This window comes from Candidatus Blochmanniella pennsylvanica str. BPEN (assembly GCF_000011745.1).
GTDB classification, from domain to species: Bacteria; Pseudomonadota; Gammaproteobacteria; order Enterobacterales; family Enterobacteriaceae; genus Blochmanniella; species Blochmanniella pennsylvanica.
In genome coordinates this window covers 544,250-564,380 of sequence record NC_007292.1, presented here as the reverse complement: position 1 = coordinate 564,380, position 20,131 = coordinate 544,250, and the positions used below count along the sequence as shown (strand labels likewise).

Annotated in this window: 13 protein-coding genes; 7 read left to right on the top strand and 6 right to left on the bottom strand. The window is 29.6% G+C overall.

The window, feature by feature from the left end:
- Positions 1 to 17: 17 nt before the first annotated feature.
- On the bottom strand, positions 18 to 1,241 hold the full coding sequence (gene mdtH, locus BPEN_RS02315; RefSeq protein ID WP_011282999.1) for a multidrug efflux MFS transporter MdtH: 1,224 nt from the start codon (positions 1,239 to 1,241) through the stop codon (positions 18 to 20).
- A gap of 614 nt (positions 1,242 to 1,855) precedes the next feature.
- Here mdtH and murJ point away from each other — a divergent pair.
- The gene (gene murJ / locus BPEN_RS02310; protein WP_011282998.1) at positions 1,856 to 3,403 is read left to right on the top strand and encodes a murein biosynthesis integral membrane protein MurJ; all 1,548 of its coding nucleotides are present in this window, start codon (positions 1,856 to 1,858) and stop codon (positions 3,401 to 3,403) included.
- A gap of 23 nt (positions 3,404 to 3,426) precedes the next feature.
- On the opposite strand, the gene argS is transcribed toward murJ, so the two are convergent.
- The gene (gene argS, locus BPEN_RS02305; protein ID WP_011282997.1) at positions 3,427 to 5,172 is read right to left on the bottom strand and encodes an arginine--tRNA ligase; all 1,746 of its coding nucleotides are present in this window, start codon (positions 5,170 to 5,172) and stop codon (positions 3,427 to 3,429) included.
- A 613-nt stretch (positions 5,173 to 5,785) separates the two neighbouring features.
- Between argS and aspS the strand changes: the two genes are divergently transcribed.
- Positions 5,786 to 7,528, top strand: coding sequence for an aspartate--tRNA ligase (gene aspS, locus BPEN_RS02300; RefSeq protein ID WP_238374058.1), 1,743 nt, complete (start codon positions 5,786 to 5,788; stop codon positions 7,526 to 7,528).
- 290 nt (positions 7,529 to 7,818) lie between these two features.
- Positions 7,819 to 9,177, top strand: a complete 1,359-nt coding sequence (mepM, locus tag BPEN_RS02295; RefSeq protein WP_011282995.1) for a murein DD-endopeptidase MepM — start codon at positions 7,819 to 7,821, stop codon at positions 9,175 to 9,177.
- Positions 9,178 to 9,345: 168 nt separating this feature from the next.
- Here mepM and pyk read toward each other — a convergent pair whose 3' ends face one another.
- Entirely contained in the window at positions 9,346 to 10,794 is a 1,449-nt protein-coding gene (pyk, locus tag BPEN_RS02290) for a pyruvate kinase (protein WP_011282994.1), read from the bottom strand.
- Between the two features lie 665 nt (positions 10,795 to 11,459).
- Between pyk and zwf the strand changes: the two genes are divergently transcribed.
- From zwf to cspE, 3 genes are all read left to right on the top strand, one after another.
- A complete protein-coding gene (gene zwf, locus BPEN_RS02285) occupies positions 11,460 to 12,944 on the top strand; it encodes a glucose-6-phosphate dehydrogenase (protein ID WP_011282993.1) in 1,485 nt (494 codons plus the stop codon).
- Between the two features lie 231 nt (positions 12,945 to 13,175).
- Positions 13,176 to 14,111: a protease HtpX gene (gene htpX, locus BPEN_RS02280; RefSeq protein ID WP_011282992.1), complete on the top strand. Its 936-nt coding sequence runs from the start codon at positions 13,176 to 13,178 to the stop codon at positions 14,109 to 14,111.
- Between the two features lie 608 nt (positions 14,112 to 14,719).
- Entirely contained in the window at positions 14,720 to 14,929 is a 210-nt protein-coding gene (cspE, locus tag BPEN_RS02275) for a transcription antiterminator/RNA stability regulator CspE (protein ID WP_011282991.1), read from the top strand.
- Between the two features lie 331 nt (positions 14,930 to 15,260).
- Here the strand turns inward: cspE and BPEN_RS02270 are convergent, their stop codons facing one another.
- From BPEN_RS02270 to manX, 3 genes are all read right to left on the bottom strand, one after another.
- Positions 15,261 to 16,127 carry a PTS mannose transporter subunit IID gene (locus BPEN_RS02270; RefSeq protein WP_011282990.1) on the bottom strand — a complete coding sequence of 289 codons (867 nt, stop codon included), beginning with the start codon at positions 16,125 to 16,127 and terminating at the stop codon, positions 15,261 to 15,263.
- A 26-nt stretch (positions 16,128 to 16,153) separates the two neighbouring features.
- A complete protein-coding gene (locus BPEN_RS02265; RefSeq protein ID WP_011282989.1) occupies positions 16,154 to 16,963 on the bottom strand; it encodes a PTS mannose/fructose/sorbose transporter subunit IIC in 810 nt (269 codons plus the stop codon).
- 75 nt (positions 16,964 to 17,038) lie between these two features.
- Complete coding sequence (gene manX, locus BPEN_RS02260; RefSeq protein WP_011282988.1) at positions 17,039 to 18,022, bottom strand: PTS mannose transporter subunit IIAB; 984 nt, start codon at positions 18,020 to 18,022, stop codon at positions 17,039 to 17,041.
- Between the two features lie 534 nt (positions 18,023 to 18,556).
- Between manX and BPEN_RS02255 the strand changes: the two genes are divergently transcribed.
- Positions 18,557 to 20,113, top strand: a complete 1,557-nt coding sequence (locus BPEN_RS02255; protein WP_011282987.1) for a TerC family protein — start codon at positions 18,557 to 18,559, stop codon at positions 20,111 to 20,113.
- Positions 20,114 to 20,131 lie beyond the last annotated feature (18 nt).

Here is a 20,131-nt window from a genome sequence, read left to right as displayed (position 1 = left end):
TGTTGTTGTATTATTAATCACAGTTTACGTTTCTTATTATGACTATTATTAAGTAAAGATTGAAAAGAATAATATTTGAATTGACAATATAGTCCTAATAACGTAATCAGTCCTATTATACTTAAAATGATCCAAGGTAATTGCGTAAAATTTTGTTCTTTTCCAATATCATACAACCATCCACTACCACTATATCCTACAGTACCTCCTAAAGCTAGACTTAATTTACTAAAACCTATGTAACTACTACGTGCTTTATAGTCCGTTAGTAGTGCTCCCAAAGTTTCTCTTGCAGGTTCGGCAATAATAGATCCTATATAGAATAAGCTAATTAAAATTAATAAAGTATGTAAGTTTTTTACTAATCCAATAGGAAATAAACTAATTATCATAGTTATTAATCCTACCATCAAGCGTGTTTCTAGTTTGAAATATTTCTCGCTCCACCAAGTTATAGGCATGATTAATAATAAAGATAAAATTGCTTCTATGATATACATCCATTTGATATATGATAATTGACCGGATACTTCATGAATGCGAATGGGTAACATTAACATTACTTGAGCTGATAAAATATAATAACCAGTTAGAGTGAAGACATAAATTACAAATCGTTGATTATTAAGTACCTTTTTTATTCCTTCTAATAATGAAGCATGGGAACTAGAAATTTTATATGCAGGTAACCGCCAGGCATTAAACACTCCGGCAATAAAAAACAATATTGCTCCGGTAAAACATACTAATTTAAAGTTATATTGCAATAACCATGTACCTAGCACGATTCCGATGATGGCGCACATACTGTCTTCTAGCATTAATACAGAATAAAACCGCCCTAATTCCCATGGACGCACTAATTTAATTACTAGTGCGGTACGTGGAGGATCAAATAACGTGCCACCTAATGCTGATAACATACATGAAAGACATAGTAGTAAGGGGGTGTTTGCAACACTCATTATAATAAATCCCAAAGTACGAATGAATAACCCGGATACAATCATAGGCTTAGCTCCTAATTTGTCAGCAAAAGCGCCACTAAAAATGCCTAGTCCTTGTTGAATAAATTGTCTTAATCCTAAAGCAAATCCTACTAAGAAAGCGCCCCATCCTAGTTGTTCGACAAAATATATTGAAATCAATGGAAAAACAACATAAAACCCTATAACTACAAACATGTTATCTATAATTAAAAAACATTTACCCAATCTTCTAGCTTTAGATATTGTGTACATGAGTCACCGTTTATGTATTTTCGTACACATTATTATTTACTGTATGCACGAAAATTATTTTAAAATAATTATAATTTTTTAATTTTTAAGTGTAATGAAAATTAATATGTATCTTCTATTTCTTGTAAGATATTTACATCAATCAATATTGATATTGTTTACATTTTATTTTTTGTATATGTTATTTTAGGCATAAAATTTTAAAAAATAGGTGTAACAATATTTATTGAAGATATAAAAAAATTATGCATATATGCGACATATTTATTTATATATAACTAATTTTTTGGAAAAATTAAAGGAGCATTTTAAATGATCATCTTTTGAAATATATGAAATAAGAAATATGATTCTTTTTATTGGTTCTTTTTCATGAGTACTGTGTTTTATATGTATTAGCATGCATATACTATATCAGAGATATGTAATAATTGTAATTATATGTGAATTGTATTAGTATTTTAAATATATGATTTTTAAAACATTTTTAAATGTTCTTTCGTGGAAATAATTTTAAAATTGTACATAAAACTGGAGCAATCGTTTAAGTTATAAAAAAAAATAGTGTTTTTGTGTTGTTGTGTTAATACTGAATGCTAAATATTTTGAATATGATGAATCTGTTAAAGTCTTTGACCGCGATAAGTTTTATAACTATTTTATCTCGTATTTTAGGTTTTATTAGAGATACTATCGTAGCTCGAATGTTTGGAGTTAGTATTATGACAGATGCATTCTTTATTGCTTTTAAATTGCCTAATTTATTAAGACGTATTTTTGCTGAAGGAGCATTCTATCAAGTTTTTCTCCCTATATTATCAGAATATCAATCTCGAGAAAGTAAAGAAGAAATACGAGTATTTATTTCTAGAGTATCTGCCTTGTTAATATTCACCGTAACTGTTGTAGTATTCATTGGTTTACTGATAGCACCTTGGGTTATTATGGTTATTGCTCCAGGTTTTAATAGTTCTTCAGAAAAATTTATTATGACTATTGAGATGTTTCGAGTGATGCTTCCTTATATTTTATTAGTGTCATTGACATCATTAATGGGGGCGATTTTGAATGCTTGTAATTTTTTTTTGGTTCCAGCGTTTACTCCTATTTTTTTAAATATTAGCATGATAAGTTATATGTTATTTATGGGATATTCATGTTTTCATGTTCCTATTATTGGATTGGCTTGGTCAGTTATTGTAGGGGGGATATTACAGTGTGTTTATTGTTTGTTATTTTTAAAAAAAATTAATATGTTAGTTATCCCAAAAATGCAACTTTATGATAATAGGGTATATAGAATATGTCGATCCATGGTGCCTGCTGTGATTGCGGTCTCAAGTAGTCAAGTATCATTAATTATTAATACTGTTTTTGCGTCTTTTTTAAGAGATGGTTCTGTTTCTTGGATGTATTATGCTGATAGGTTAATGGAATTACCTATTGGAGTTTTTGGTGTGACATTAAGCACTATTTTAGTGCCATATTTATCTCGTTTTATTTCTAAGAAAAATTATGGAGATTATTTTTATTTAATGAATTGGGGTATAAGATTATGTTTTATATTAAGTTTACCTAGTGCTCTTATTTTAGGTGTTTTGTCTGAACCGTTAGTAATAACATTGTTTAAGTATGGGAAATTTTTAGAATTTGATGTGTTAATGACACAGTATTCTGTAATTGCGTATGCAATAGGTTTGCCTGGATTAATTTTTACCAAAGTATTAACATCTGGTTTTTATGCGCTCCGTGATATTAAAACTCCAGCGTATATAGTTGTTATTGTTCTTTTTTTTACTCAATTTATAAATTTAGTATGCATTAATACATTAAAGCATATTGTTTTTTCTTTTTCTATCAGTTTGGGTGCATGGCTAAATGCGGGGTTGTTATATTGGAAATTTAAAAAAAAATATTTATTTCAATTGCAATCTGGATGGTTATGTTTTTGTTGTCAATTAATGATTGCTCTTTTTGTAATGTGTATAGTATGTTTGGGATTATTAATGTATGTATCTAGTTGGGATCAAGGAAATATCTTGTATAGATTAATTAGAATGATAGGGGCTTTGATATTAGTTAGCAGTAGTTATGGTATAATGTTATGGTGTGTAGGGATGCGTTTAAAAGATTTTATTTTTTTGAGTAAAGATTTATATTAATGTAATAAAAGATATATTAATTTTTACATATATCTTACCGTTTTAATTCCTAACAAATTTAATCCTGTTTTCAAAGTACGCATAGTAATTAATGCTAATTTTAATCTACTATATTTTATATGTGTATTATGTGCTTTGATAATGGGACAGTTTTCGTAAAAGGAGGAAAATAATACGGATAATTTATATAAATAAGAACATAGTATGTGAGGAGCACCTTGATTTGATACCGCAACAATCATTTCTTCAAATTGAAGTAAACAAATTGCTAACAATATTTCTTCTTCAGTTTCTAATTGAATATCGTTTTTTTTTAACTGAAAATTAGGTTGTTTAGATCTCTTAAAAATAGCAAAAATTCTGGTACATGCATACTGTACATAAGGAGCTGTATTTCCTTCGAAGTTTAACATGTTATTCCAATCAAATATGTAATCTGTAATACGATTTTTTGATAGCTCAGAATATTTAATCGCTCCGATACTAATAATATGTGCTAGTTTATTAATTTCAGTATATTTTAAATTAGGGTTTTTGCTTAATATTAAACAACGGGCGCGTTCTAAAGCTTCATCTAATAATGTTTTTAATTTCAACGCATTGCCAGCTCGCGTTTTAAATGGTTTACCGTCTTTTCCAAGCAGCATACCACACATATGGTGTTCTAATAAGACTGATTTTTCTATATAACCTGCTTTATCAGCAATTTCCCATGCTTGTATTAAATGTTGTTTTTGTCGAGAATCAATATAGTAAATAATTCTATCGGCATGTAGTACCTTGCAACGATATTTTATACACGCAATATCAGTAGTGCTATACAAATAAGCTCCGTCTTTTTTTTGAATAATGACTCCAAAAGGAGTACCGAGTTTGTTATGATAATTTTCGAGAAATACCACAGTAGCTCCATTACTTGTGACGGCTAAGCCTTTATTTTTTAAATCTGACACAATATCAGGCAGCATATCATTATAAAAACTTTCTCCTATAATGTCGCTTTTTTTTAAGTTAATATTCAATCGTACGTATATGTCCTGATTGTTCAATATGGAAATATCTACTAGATATTTCCATATTTGACGATAATGTTTATCGCCTTTTTGTAATTTTAGAACATAATTTCGGGACAATTCAGCAAAATCAGGATCAATATCATATTTTTTTTTAGCTTCTCGGTAAAAATGTTCTAGCGTAGATAATTGTATAGTTTTATTTAATAAAAATCTAGTTTGTGCATTTTTTTCTATATAGGCGATTAGCATACCGAATTGTGTGCCCCAATCCCCTATGTGGTTGGCTCGAATGACATTATGTCCTAAAAAAGATAAGACACGTGCGATACTATCTCCGATAACAGTTGAACGTAAATGCCCAACATGCATTTCTTTTGCAACATTTGGCCCAGAATAGTCAATAACAATAGTTTTTGGTGTAGCTGGAGTAATACCTAAATGAGATGCGGAAAAAATATTATTAATTTGATTGGATATCCATTTTGTGTTTAAAAATATATTAATAAATCCTGGTTTTTCAATTTTTATTGTATGAGCAACATCATTTAAATTAATAAACTGTATGAATTTTTTAGCGAATTCTTCTATAGGTATATTTAATTTCTTAGAGATAGCTATTAATCCATTAATTTGATAGTTTCCAAATTTTCTTTTTGTTGATTGTTGTACTTGTATCAGATGAAAAAATGATTCATTTGTAATTGCAAGTAAAGCTCTATGAATTTTTTTTAGTAAAAATTTTTGAATATTCATATAAGTGTTTTAAACATATATTATTTCTATATTAGTAATATAATTTGATTTTTGATATATAGTAAAACTATATTTTGTAATTGTATAAATATCTGTAAAGTTATTTTTTCATTTGTTCGATATATTCATGTTAGTGCTTATAACACTGAGATTGTTGAATCATTATTGATAATTATATAATGTTCTGATGTGATTTTTTTGAAAAATAAATAGTCACAATTATATGTGAAATAAAATATATTTTATTTCACATATAATTGAAGATTTAATTCTATTTGTAATAAAAATATCATAAATAAAAACCATATACAAGGATACATATGTATCCTTGTATATGGTTTTGTTGTGTATTATTTATTTTAAATAATTAAGTGTTGTAATTTTATTTAAATAAATATAAGGTAAATTTAATTTACGGTTAATTTAAACAAATTTAAGTATAGTGTAGAAAAAGGTTCTATAATGTTTTTATCAAATTATTCACATCATGTTGGAAATAGTTTTATTTTTATGAATTGTTGAAAAAAGCGTATGTATTTTGTAAGTTATAATATGCATGTGCTTAATTGATATGTAATTTTCTGTAAAATAGATATTATTCAATTCGATATTCATGATTAGAGGTATTCGTATGCGTACTGCATATTGTGGTCAATTGAATTTGTCCCATGTAGGTTTAGAAGTTACATTATGCGGTTGGATTAATAAATATCGTAATTTTGGTGGGTTAATTTTTATTGATTTACGTGATAGAGAGGGATGTATACAGGTTTGTTTTGATGTATATCAAAACAAAGAAGTGTGTATATCTGCTGCTAAATTGAAACAAGAATTTTGTATACAGTTAATAGGTATGGTGCGCGCCCGCCCTAAAAATCAAATTAATAGTAATATATCTACCGGTGCTGTTGAAGTAGTAGCGAAAAAATTTTCTATTCTTAATATTTCTGATCCATTACCATTGGATATTAGTAAAAATAATATTGAAGAAAATAGACTAAAATATCGTTATCTTGACTTAAGACGTTCTATTATGTTTGATCGAATAAAAACTCGATCGCGTATTATGTCAATTGTGCATCGTTTTATGGAATTAGAAGGATTTTTAAATATCGAAACACCGATGTTAACAAAAGTTACTCCAGAAGGTTCTCGTGATTATATTGTTCCTAGTAGATTACATGCGGGTAAAAATTATGCTTTACCTCAATCACCTCAAATATTTAAACAATTATTAATGGTTTCTGGTTTTGATAGATATTATCAAATTACTAAATGTTTTCGGGATGAAGATTTACGTGCAGATCGTCAGCCAGAGTTTACGCAAATAGATATTGAAACTTCTTTTATGACAACACAAAAAATACGAGAACTTATGGAAATTTTTATTCGTATCATTTGGCGTGAAATTTTAAACGTAGAATTGGGAGTATTTTCGCAGTTTACATATTCTGAAGTAATGCAGCGTTTTGGATCTGATGCTCCAGATTTGAGAAATCCAATAGAAATGTTTGATGTATCATATTTATTTAATTCAACACAAAATAGGTTGTCATTTATTAGAGCAAATAATATTGGTGTACAGGCAATAGCTATGAAGGTGCCTAATGGTAGACAACTGACACAAAAACAGATCGATGAGTATATTTATTATTCTAAACAATGTGGTTTGAAGGAATTACTGTGGGTTAAGGTTCAATTTAGTGACAATGATATTACTAAAAAAGAGATTCAAGGATCAGTCACTAATTTTATAGATAACTTAACTTTAGATATTATTTTAAATAAAACTAATATTAAAAGTAATGATATTTTGTTTGTTGGGTTTAATGATAATAAAAACCAATTTATCACAAAAATGTTAAGTGCTTTAAGATTAAAATTAGGTAATGATCTTTGTTTAATTAAGAAAGATTCTTGGGCTCCGCTATGGATAATAGATTTCCCGATGTTTAAAAAGAACTGTCATGGAGAATATACATCTATGCACCATATGTTTACTTCTCCAAAAAATTGTGATGTTCAAATGTTAAAGAAAGATCCGTTATTAGTAATTTCAGAAGCTTATGATATGGTGATTAATGGTTGTGAGATTGGTAGTGGATCAGCGCGTATCCATTCATTTGATATGCAACAAGCGGTATTTAACATTTTAGGTATTACTCAAAACGATCAGAAAAAAAAATTTGGGTATTTCATGGATGCATTAAAATATGGAGCGCCTCCACATGCTGGTTTAGCATTTGGATTGGATCGGATAGCTATGTTACTAACTGGTTCTAAGAACATTCGGGAGGTGATTGCGTTTCCTAAAACTACGGCATCAGTAGATATAATGGCAAATGCGCCTGATTAATTTATGTTATCAAGCAGAAGTGTTAATATTGTAGTATTTATGTGGGTAGATTTGTTTGGTATTAGAAAAATATTTAAGGAGGTTATTGTAGATATTTTAAAACATAAAAGTAATCAATAGATATTACTATATGTAATTATTTATCACATGGTACATAAGTAATGTGATTTTTTTATTGAGAGACAGCGTTAAAATTAAAGTCATTTTTATTATTTTCTGTAATAATTTCTTTTAATTTTGGTCAAAATGACTCTCTTTTTGTTGGAGATCGTAATATAGGCTATTAATTAGTGCGTAGTATTATTGTTAGTTCTATTAAGTTATTATATCGTTATATGTATAAACATTATTTTGTAATGGTATTTGTGTTTCTGTTAATGATTGTGATTGTAATGGTTTGTGAAGTTTTTACTTCATGTATGTTGAATAAAAATAAAAAAAATTCTAGCAAAGCACTTCTTATTAAGAACCATGAGTTTCATCAATTTGAAATTATGAAAAATGGAAAATTTTTCAATAATGTGATGGTTCATTCTAATATTTTGAAGAAACACTGGTGTTTTAATGAATCATTAAGAGACATAAACATGTATAACTATACAGTATCTCAGAATGAGATATTGAGTAAAATTTTAATAAAATATAGTAACAATGGTATCGATGCTTCTGAAATTACTCTTTTACTACAACAGTATCCAGTATTAAGACAGATAAAAACGGGGCAAATACTTTCTTGGATAATAATTACAAAAAAAAAATTACAATGTTTAGTGTGGGATATTTTTCCGCAGGAAATTCGTGTCTACAATCGCATGAATACTAGTTTTACAGAAGGAATTATTAGATTTTCAAATCAATTAAATGATGGGTTATCTCCTTCAATTTTATTTATAGGTAAATTAAGTGGAACATTTATTGATAGCGCTCGTTCTTTAGGTATAGAGGAAAATTGTATTATGGATATAACCAATGCATTACAATATCAATTAGATTTTCACAAACTACATCAGGGAGATAGATTTTCTGTATTAATATCAATAATGATGAATGATGATCATAGTATTAAAAGTAAATTACTTGGAGCGAGATTGTGTACTGCTGGTAAAGACTACTATGTGTTTCGCGCAAATAACGGTAAATTGTATGATCGTGAAGCTGTAAGATTAGGGGGTAATTTTATACGATTTCCTACATTAAAACCATTTCGTGTGTCTTCTAATTTTAATTTAAATAGATTGAATCCTGTGACTGGTCAAGTATCCCCCCATGCTGGAGTTGATTTCGCCGTTCCAATAGGTACCCCTGTTGTATCTGTAGGAGATGGAGAAGTTATCGTCAGCGCATATAGTAAAATTGCTGGTAATTATGTGGCAATTAGGCACAATTGTCATTGTACAACTCGATATATGCATTTAAAAAAGTTATTAGTTAAACCTGGACAAAGAGTGAAATTAGGTGACAACATAGCGCTATCTGGAAATACGGGTCGATCGACAGGGCCTCATTTACATTTTGAAATATGGATCAATCATCGTCCCGTAAACCCATTAACTACTACATTATTAAATTTTGAGAAGTTATTAGGACATGAACGTACGATATATTTAAATCAAGTAAAAGAAATGCTTCCTCACTTATGTTTTGATTAGATGTATTTAATTTTATAATTTTTTAAGCAATATGGTTTTTATTTAGTTTCTTTTTTAAGATAGTTTATGCACATGCATGCGGGGTTTTTTAAGTAATATTACATATTATATGTGTAACGATATTATGAATTTTCATTTAATTGGAAAAAATATTTCAATCCATGATAATTATTCTACTTGTAAAATGTGACTAATATTAATTACATCACATTTATTGTATATATCATTTTGTATCACAACTACTAATTCACCAGATAGAAGAAGTCCTTTGTCACGTAATAAATTACTAGCATATTTGGCATCTATCACGTTATTCCCTGTTCTATTAAAATAAATAGGAATAACTCCTTTGTAAAGAGTAACTATATTTAAGGTGTGTTTGTGTTGGGATAGCGCAAAAATAGGTAATTTTGAATTGATACGAGACATTAATAACGTAGTACTCTCAAATTCAGTCAAAACGATAATTGCACTTACTCCTGCTAGATGATTGGCAGTGTACATTGCCGATATAGCGATAGCTTCTTCGATATCATCAATTTTTTTTTTTTGATTGATGTCTGATAAAAAATTGATGTTTGAAATTTTTTCGGCACCCAAACATACATTAGCCATAGCTGCTACAGTTTCAGATGGATATTGACCTGTAGCAGTTTCAGCGGATAACATAACCGCGTCAGTACCATCCAATACTGCATTGGCTACGTCCATTACTTCTGCGCGAGTAGGCATAGAATTATGAACCATAGATTCCATCATTTGAGTTGCAGTAATGACTGCGCGATTAAGAGCGCGTGCTCTTTGTATTATTTTTTTTTGTACACCCACTAGTTCTGGTTCTCCAATTTCTACTCCTAAATCTCCTCGGGCTACCATAACTGCGTCTGATGCATGAATGATGTCATCTATTGTTTCGTCGGATGCAACTACTTCTGCGCGTTCTATTTTAGAAATAATTTTTGCATGACTACCAGCATCGGCAATTAATTTTCGTGCACAATTTAAATCTATACTGCTACGAGGAAATGATATTGCTAGGTAGTCAACTCCAATTTGAGCCGCGGTGATAATATCAATTTTGTCCTTGTTTGTTAAGACTTTCGCTGAAAGCCCTCCTCCTAATTTGTTTAAGCCTTTATTGTTGTATAATGTACCTCCAATAATTACTTTAGTATATATTTTAGTATTATGGATTGTTATAACTTTTAATTGAATTCTCCCATCATCTAATAGAAGTAAATCTTCTGGGTATACGTCTTGTGCGAGTTCTTCGTAATCAACACCTACGCATTTGTGATTACTTTTATTATTGTTTGTCATCATGGTATCAATTAAAAAGTTATCTCCAGATTTTAAATGTATTTCGTTTCCCTGAAAAGTTGAGATACGGATTTTAGGGCCTTGTAAATCACCAAGAATAGCAATATATGTACTTAGTTTGGAAGCGATTTCGCGTACTTTTTCTGCTCGGACAAAATGTTCTTGTGTTTTTCCATGAGAAAAATTTAGTCGTACGATATTTGCTCCTGAGATAATTATTTTTTCAAGATTGTTACCTTTATCTGTAGCAGGGCCTAAAGTAGCGATAATTTTAGTTCTTCTCAATTGTTGGGACATAATAGTTCCTTATGCAACTTAAATTTAAATAACCAATATTAAAGTGTGGCGATCATTAATTATGTTATTAATGTATTATAATTTATGTTTATTTTATATTAAATTTTAATATACTATATGATAGTATATCTATTAAATATAGAATATTTGTTCTCGATATTTATAAAATAATTAATTAAATTTTTTGGAAATATTAGCAACATTCATGCAATAACATCTAATATTATAAATATTAATGATAATCTATCGATTAAATAAAAACATAGATAATTGCAATTGTAGTAGATAGGATTTTTTAATATAAAATAAATTATTTAATTATGAACAAACTTGTGATACGTTAATTCAGTTATTATAAAATATGTACTATTATATATTTTATTAATATTTAGGAATATTAATTTTTTGGATATGTCGTTTGATGATATATCTTAAAAAATGTAAAAATTTTTTAAAAAAATTGCGAAAATATAAAGACAATTAATATCAATATTATAAATGATGCTTAATTTTTTACAGGTTATTACGTTTATAAACCTAAATTTAACTAAGCTACTTATTATTGTATTTTGATTAAATATAACAAGTTTATACTTGTTATATAACCTACCTATATATGATGAATATTAAAGATTTATATTCATCTGACATATCAGAGAATAAATATGAGATCAACATCTATCACTCGAGCATGTAATTTAATTATTTTTGGAGCAAAAGGTGATTTGGCACGCAGAAAATTGTTTCCATCATTATATCAATTAGAAAAAATAGGCGCTATTCATCCTGACACACGTATTATAGGAGTAGGTCGTGCAGAATGGAGTCTTATTATGTATATCGAAGTCGTATATGTTGCTTTAAAAACATTTATGCCAGACCCCATTGATGAATCGCTATGGAATGTGTTTAGAGCACGACTTGATTTTTGTAATTTGGATGTATATCAAACTGAACGATTTGTTTTGTTGTTAGATAAGCTAAAGAGCATAGATATAGAGACAGTAAATTATCTTGCTATGCCTCCTGACACGTTTGGTGTTATATGTAAAGGGTTAAGTACTATTGGATTAAATAAAAAATCAAATCGTGTAGTCATAGAAAAACCGTTGGGTACTAATTTAACTTCTGCTCGTATTATTAATGCGCAGATATCAGAATATTTTGAGGAAAAGCAAATTTATCGCATTGATCATTATTTAGGAAAAGAAACAGTTTTGAACTTATTGGCATTACGTTTTGCGAACTATTTATTTTCTTCAAATTGGGATAATAATACTATTGATCATGTGCAGATTACTGTGGCGGAAGAAGTAGGTATTGAAGGTCGTTGGAAATATTTTGATTCGGTAGGGCAAATGCGTGATATGATACAAAGTCATTTATTACAGATTTTGACCATCATAGCTATGTCACCCCCAACTAATTTAAGCGCTGACTGTATTCGAGATGAAAAAGTTAAAGTGCTTCATTCGTTGAGGAAAATTAATTGTAATAATGTACATGATGTTACGGTGCGTGGACAATATACGTCTGGTTTTATTCAAGGGAAACCAGTACCTGGTTATTTAGAAGAAGAAGGGGCTAATAAAAGCAGCAATACTGAAACATTTGTATCTATTTGTGTCAACATAGATGATTGGCGTTGGACTGGTGTGCCATTTTATCTACGTACTGGGAAAAGGTTACCGATTAAATGTTCTGAAATTGTAATTTTTTTTAAAAAACCAATAATTAATTTATTTTCTGATTCGTATAAAGACTTACCTAACAATAAGTTGACTATTCGATTACAGCCAGATGAAGGGATAGATGTTCAAATTTTGAATAAAGTACCCGGATTAGGCCATAAACATCGATTACGTACTACCAAATTAAATTTAAGTTTTTATAAAGATTTTTGTCCAGAACATGTAATTGATGCATATGAACGATTATTGTTAGAGACTATGCGTGGTATTCAAGCATTATTCGTTCGTTGTGATGAAATAGAAGGTGCTTGGAAATGGGTTGATTCTATTGTGCAAGCTTGGGAATTGGAAAATAACGCTCCCAAGCTTTATCAAGCTGGTACTTGGGGGCCTACAGATTCTGTGACAATGATTGCTAAAGATGGTCGTTTTTGGAATGAATATAAATTTTATACGTAATGATTTTATATATTATAGTGATCATTAATGTGTCTATTCTAATTAATAGAAGTTTAAAATTTTTTATTTTTAAAAAAGATATTTGTAACAATTGGATGTTTTTAATTGTTTAAAACTTTCATGTAGAAGTGTTTTTATTGTATATAAAAGATTCTTTAAAAATTGAAATTATCTATATCTAGATATTATTTAAATATTTAGGTATCTTTAGTAAAGAGGAAGATGGTTTTTATGATGCGCATTATATTGTTTTTAATTACTAATTTATCAGTAATGATATTATTTGGTAGTATATTGAGCTTACTGGGATGTTGGTCCTCTACTACATTTGAATTAATGAAAATGGCTGGAATATTTGGTTTCGGAGGAGCGTTTATTTCCTTATTATTATCTAAATCTATAGCTTTATCTGCAGTTAATGGATTGATCATTAGTCAAGCATCTAATGATGTAGAGCATTTATTATTGAAAATAATAAATGTTCAGGCTAAGAAATTAAATATTGTTGCACCACAGTTGGCAATTTACGATTCTATAGATATGAATGCTTTTGCTACGGGAGCAAGAAGAAATTCGGCATTAATAGCCGTTAGTACTGGTCTTTTAAAAAATATGAATACAGAGTCAATTGAGGCTGTTGTTGCTCATGAAATGAATCATATCGCTTCTGGCGATATGATTACTATGACTCTTATTCAAGGTATAATTAATACTTTTGTGATTTTTGTATCACGTAGTCTTGCCGCGATGGTCTTTTATTGGACTTCTTTTATAAATGACCAAAATGATGAGCAGTTTGATGTTCGCAGTAGTAATCATTGTGATATAAACAATTCTATGGTGTATATTATTGTGTCAATAATTTTAGAAGTTGTGTTCGGCATGTTTGCTAGTATCATCGTGTTTTGGTTTTCTCGTTATCGTGAATTTTATGCGGATGCTGGTGCTGCTAAATTAGTAGGATGCAGAAATGTTATTGCTGCCTTACAAGAATTAAAACATAGTTATACACTTAACACATCTAATCATATTACTACTTTGTATATTAATAGTGTAAAAAAAAGTATATTAAGTGATTTGTTCGCATCTCATCCATCTTTAGATAAACGGATAGAAGCGTTACAACATGGTACTTATTTAAATAAGTCGTCTTATTTTTTTAAATAAATAATTTTGATTAAAGATGAAAATGATTGTTTTTATGAGTTTATGTACAGGGTTATGTGTCATATGATTTACAAAGTAAAAAATAAATGCTATCTTACCCGTAGCATTTAGTGTGAGTGCAATGTTTTTATAGAAATTTTTATTTTAATTTAGTTATGTTCTAAAATAACGAAAAAATTTGTTTTGTTTTTGGGTTTTATATGGTAGAAATAGTAATGTAGAGTAGTTCTTTATTTATGTGTAAAATCTTTTAGACATTATTATTAATTGAATAAATTGGTTTATATAGTGAGTGCGCTGAATTGCATCGTTATTTTTAGTATGTTTTTTTTGCATTATTTTTGTCAATGATGATAGTGAAAATGTGAATGAAAGATTTTTATATATTATTAGTAGGATCACTGAAACGTAAGATTCAGTGATCGAATGTCAGGTAAACCGAGATATGCTTCCGTATATAAGTAGTATTTTGATAACTTCAGTAAAGAAGTGTTATGTATGAATAATATAATTTCCTCTTATTTGAATGTTTCACGAGAATAATAACTCTGGTTTGTCTTTTAATCGCTGTTACGGCAAATGTAAACACTCTAAAGGAAATACGTAAGATGGCAAAAATTAAAGGTCAAGTAAAATGGTTTAATGAATCTAAAGGTTTTGGTTTTATTACACCGTCAGATGGGAGCAAAGATGTATTTGTACATTTTTCTGCCATTCAAGGAAATGGATTTAAGACTTTGTCTGAAGGTCAAAGCGTAGAATTTGAAATTCAAGATGGACACAAAGGCCCATCTGCTGTAAACGTGACGGCTTTATGATATATGATGGTTAATATATGTGTATTTATATAAAATATAAAATAAGGGTATTTTGAAAACAAACAGCGAGTATCATAGTACAAATTTACTGTTGATGTGAAATACATAGTACTTTTTTAAAGTTTAAAATGTGTGTAGGTAGGGTATAGAAGATAAGATGCGGTACTAATGTGTTAATTTAGTAATTTTGGTAAAGATCTTAAAAAATGGATGATGGTTACTGCTGTGATAGTGTGTTAGAGCTACAAAAAATAAGAGAACCTAAGAAGTAAAAGTATTAATTAATATTAAAAAAGGTTCTCTTATTTTTTTTGTAGCTCTAAATTTCTTGTTAAAGACTTAATAATCTTGACCAGTATCCAACAATTCCGATCCCAAAAAATCCTATGATAATCCATAGTGCATTTACTTTCTTATTCAGTAACCACATACAAGCAAACGTTAATAATAAAGGAACGAATCCAGGCATGAGCTGATCTAAAATATTTTGTACAGTTGTTACTATTGTATTTCCATCATTATCAGTAATTGTAGAAAGAACGCACGGTATGTTTACATGTGTCCATTTGTTAACTAATGCTCCCATAACAAATAAACCTAAAATTGAAGAACCTTCTGTCAATTTTTGTAAAACCCCTCCTTTCATATCATTAACAACGCTGATTCCTTTTTTGTAACCATACGTAATACCATAATAACGAGTAGCTAGTCTAGCCGTGTTGAACAAAATAAAAAATAGACACGGACCTAGCAAATTCCCACCTATAGCAATTCCTGCTCCTAGGGCAGCAAATACTGGTCTAGCAGTTCCCCAAAATATCGGATCACCAACTCCAGCTAAAGGTCCCATTAGCCCAACTTTTAAACCATTGATAGAAGCATTATCTATAGTAGTAGCACCATTAGCTTTTTGTTCTTCCATGGCCATAGTGACTCCTAATATAGGCGCAGCGACATATGGGTGCGTATTAAAAAATTCTAAATGTCGTTTAATTGCTTCTTTTTGATCTTTGCTATTTTTTGGGTATAAACGTCGGATTACTGGAATCATAGAAAAACAAAATCCTAATGCTTGCATACGTTCAAAATTCCAAGATCCTTGAAAAATATTAGAACGAATAAAAACCGCACGTATATCATTTTTCTTTAATTTTATTGTTTTTGTTTTAGTATGGATTTTTTGAGGATTATTAATCATTATGATTACCTATTAATCTAGTCTTATTAATCTAGTTCGTCATCAAGATTACTTGCGGATTGAACAGTTTGTTTAGAAAGATTTTGATTTTTAACTTGATTATAACGTGGAGACAATTGAATGTACAGGATGGCCAGAATTATACCAATGATACCCAATGCGACTAAATTGAAATCGGTAAAGGCTGTAATAACAAATCCTAAATAAAAAAACGGCATTAAATATCCGGTGCGCATCATATTTATAACCATAGCATAACCAACTACAACAATAATACCTCCAGCAATATTTAAACCATTAGTTATCACTTCTGGAATAGCATGGAGCATAGAGTGCACTGTTTCAGTTCCAACGGAAACTCCAACAATAGTTGCTGGAATTGAAACCCGCATAGCTTGCAACATAAGAGCTGTAATATGAATCCAACTTAAAATTTTCATATTACAGTGTTCAGCTGCTTTGTCAGCGGCGTGTTGAAATGCTACAGTAATAGTGCGCACAATAATGGTTAATACTTGTCCGGTAGCGGCTAATGGAATTGCTAAAGCGATTCCTGCTCCGATAGGTTGTTGCCCCATAATGACTAAAATAGTAGAGATAATTGAAGCTAAAGCAGTATCGGGTGCTACAGCAGCTCCTATATTCATCCATCCTAGTGCTATCATTTCTAGCGTGCCTCCAATAATGATTCCAGTTTTTATATCTCCTAAAATTAATCCGGTTAGCGTGCATGCTATTAACGGTCTATGGCATTGAAATTCGTCAAGTATTGAGCCCATTCCGATAACACAAGATGTAATGAACAATAAAATAATTTGAAGTGTGTTAATTTCCATTTCATTTCCTAAATATATGAAAATAAAATATAGCGTTTACATGAATTTATTAAATAAAATTGTACATCTAATTAATTAAGAATTATTTATTTTTTTTATTAATTGCATCATTTTTAATGATGGATCTGATGGCACTTTACGTACTTCTAATTCAATGCCATATTGATCGAGTTTTTTAAAAGCTTCAATATCTGTGTTATTTACTGATATAGCATTATTTATTTGTTTTTTATCTTTATAAAAAGCCATTCCTCCAATATTTACTGAATTGATAGGAATGCCGCCCTCAAAAAGACGTAAAACATCTGTAGGATTAGTGAATAACATTATCACTTTATCTCCGGCATATTTAGGATTATTGTATACACGTATAGTTTTATTGATATCTAGAACATGAGCAGTTATTCCGGGGGGAGTTACTTGAGTAAGTAAAGTTTTTCGGATCATATCTTTAGATACTTCGTCGTTTACTACTATGATGCGTTTAATATTGTATTCTTTAGCCCAACGAGTTACTACCTGTCCATGAATCAATCTATCGTCAATACGTGCTAAGCAAATGATCATATGGTTTTTGTTATTTTTATCTGATAGTTTATTAGGTTTAGGTACGGTGGCGTGTTTAGTAATGTCTTTTTCATTGTATAAATGGGTGTGAGTTAGGGAGTAATTTACTGATTTTATACTTTCATGACCAGATTTTAATGCTATTTGTATTAGCTCTTGAAAGGAATGGATATTGTCGCGTGCCATGAAAACTTCTATTAACATAGGGATATTCATTCCTGTAACGATATCGTATTTTTCTTTATTTAACACGATGCTATGAGCGGCATTAAACGGGCTGCCTCCCCAGGTGTCCACCAAAAATAATACCCCTGCGCTTTTATTAAGATTTGATAGATGTGCATGATATTTTTCAATTAATATTTTAGTATTTTCTTCGGGTAATAGATCAACCCATGCAACATTTTGTTGTTTTCCTATGATCATTTCAGTGGTTTCAATCAATTTTTTAGATACAGAACCATGAGCTCCTAATATAATAGCAATAGTCACTACTTTTTCCTCTTTTGTATGTTTTTAGCAATTCCTTGTTATTTTAATTCTTAAAATAACAAGGAATTGTTTTTAATGTTATCCTATATAGGTTAACATTGCTTTGATATGTAAAAGTAAAAATTGTATCACTATAATAGTTTAGATTATTTTCTGATTTTTGTTTCAGTCAACGGACAATACAGAATCAAAATAAACTTGATGTACTGCAAAAAATCAACGAGTATATTATACTGTCTTTTTTGTCATAATGATACATTATCTTTAATGTTAAAGCATTTATTTTCAATAATTTGAAGAGATGTTTTATATTATTCCATAATAATGATCTTATTATGTAAGTGATATCCACATAATTTATGATTATACATAACATATTTTTAATTTTTATCAATGCCCTCCTTTGTACAAACTTGTATTTTGATCGTGTTTAATTTATTGCTGACAACTTCATTATGTAATCAGATATTTTAATATGTTTAATATAAATATGCCATGAGACGATTTGTTATCTAATGTTCAATGGAGATTATCATGGAATTTTTAACAGACATATCAATGTGGATAGGATTCTTAACGTTAATAATTTTAGAAATTGTACTTGGCGTCGATAATTTGGTTTTTATTGCTATTTTAACAGATAAACTTCCAAAAAAACAACGTGAACGTGCATGTATTATTGGGTTAACGTTAGCATTAATAATGCGTATCGCATTATTATCTTTGATTTCATGGTTTGTTACTCTTACAAAACCATTGTGCAAAATTGCTACTTTTTCATTTTCTGGTAGAGATTTAATTTTATTATTTGGTGGCATGTTTCTTTTGTTTAAAGCAACTACTGAATTACATCAACAATTAGAACATAAAGTACATAATCACACTAGTCGTGGATATGCTAGTTTTTGGGTAGTAGTGATACAAATTGTAGTTTTTGATGCTATTTTTTCTCTCGATGCAGTAATAACGGCTGTTGGTACAGTAGAGAATTTGACAATAATGATAATAGCAGTTGTTATAGCAGTACTAATAATGTCGCTATCATCTCGTTTATTAACTAATTTCATTAATAGTCATCAGACTGTAGTAGTTTTGTGTTTAAGTTTTTTATTAATTATTGGTTTGAGTTTAATTGCAGAGGGAATTGGATTTTATATACCAAAAGGTTATTTATATGTTGCTATTGGATTTTCGGTATTAATTGAATTATTTAATCAAATTGCTCACTGTAATTCCATGAAGGGTCAATCAACTAAATCAATGCGTGAACGCACAGCAGAGGCGATTATGAGGTTAATGGGTGGTAATACAGCTCAATGGGATTTTGATACAGAGAAAAATTCTTCACTTCTTTTATCAAAAACACATTTTGCTGAAGAGGAGCGCCATATGATTACTGGAGTATTATCGTTAGCTTCACGTACCTTACGAAGCATAATGACTCCTCGAAATGAAATTTCGTGGTTAGATTCTCAAAAACCCGTGCAAGAGTTATATTCTACGTTAATGAATACTCCTCATAATATGTTTCCAGTATGTAACGGTGAATTGGATCAATTAATAGGCATTGTTCGTGCTAAAGATTTAATGGCGGCTATTGCTAATGGAGAGCAATTAGAAACACATGCTTCAGAAAATTTGCCCATTGTAGTTCCAGAAACTTTGGATGTCTTAAATTTATTAAAAGAATTGCGGCGTGCAAAAGGAAGTATGGTTGTTGTATCTAATGAATTTGGTATTATTCAAGGATTAATAACCCCTTTGGATGTATTAGAAGCCATAGCTGGTGAATTTCCTGATGAAGATGAAACACCAGAAATTGAGATAATTAATAATGGGACAGGTTGGTTAGCAAAAGGTAGTATGGATTTGCATGCATTGCAACAGGCGTTGCAGGCTCATGATTTGGTGCATGTTTGTGATCATGTAGCTTCTTTAGCTGGCCTGTTATTATCCCGTTGCGATCGTATACCAAAAGAGGGCGATGTGTTAACAATTAATAGATGGCGTTTTATAATTCGAAAAATGATAGAGTATCGTATTGAATTAGTAGAAATAGAATGCCTTTTATTTTTTAATGATACGCATTAATAAATAGTATTGTTACAT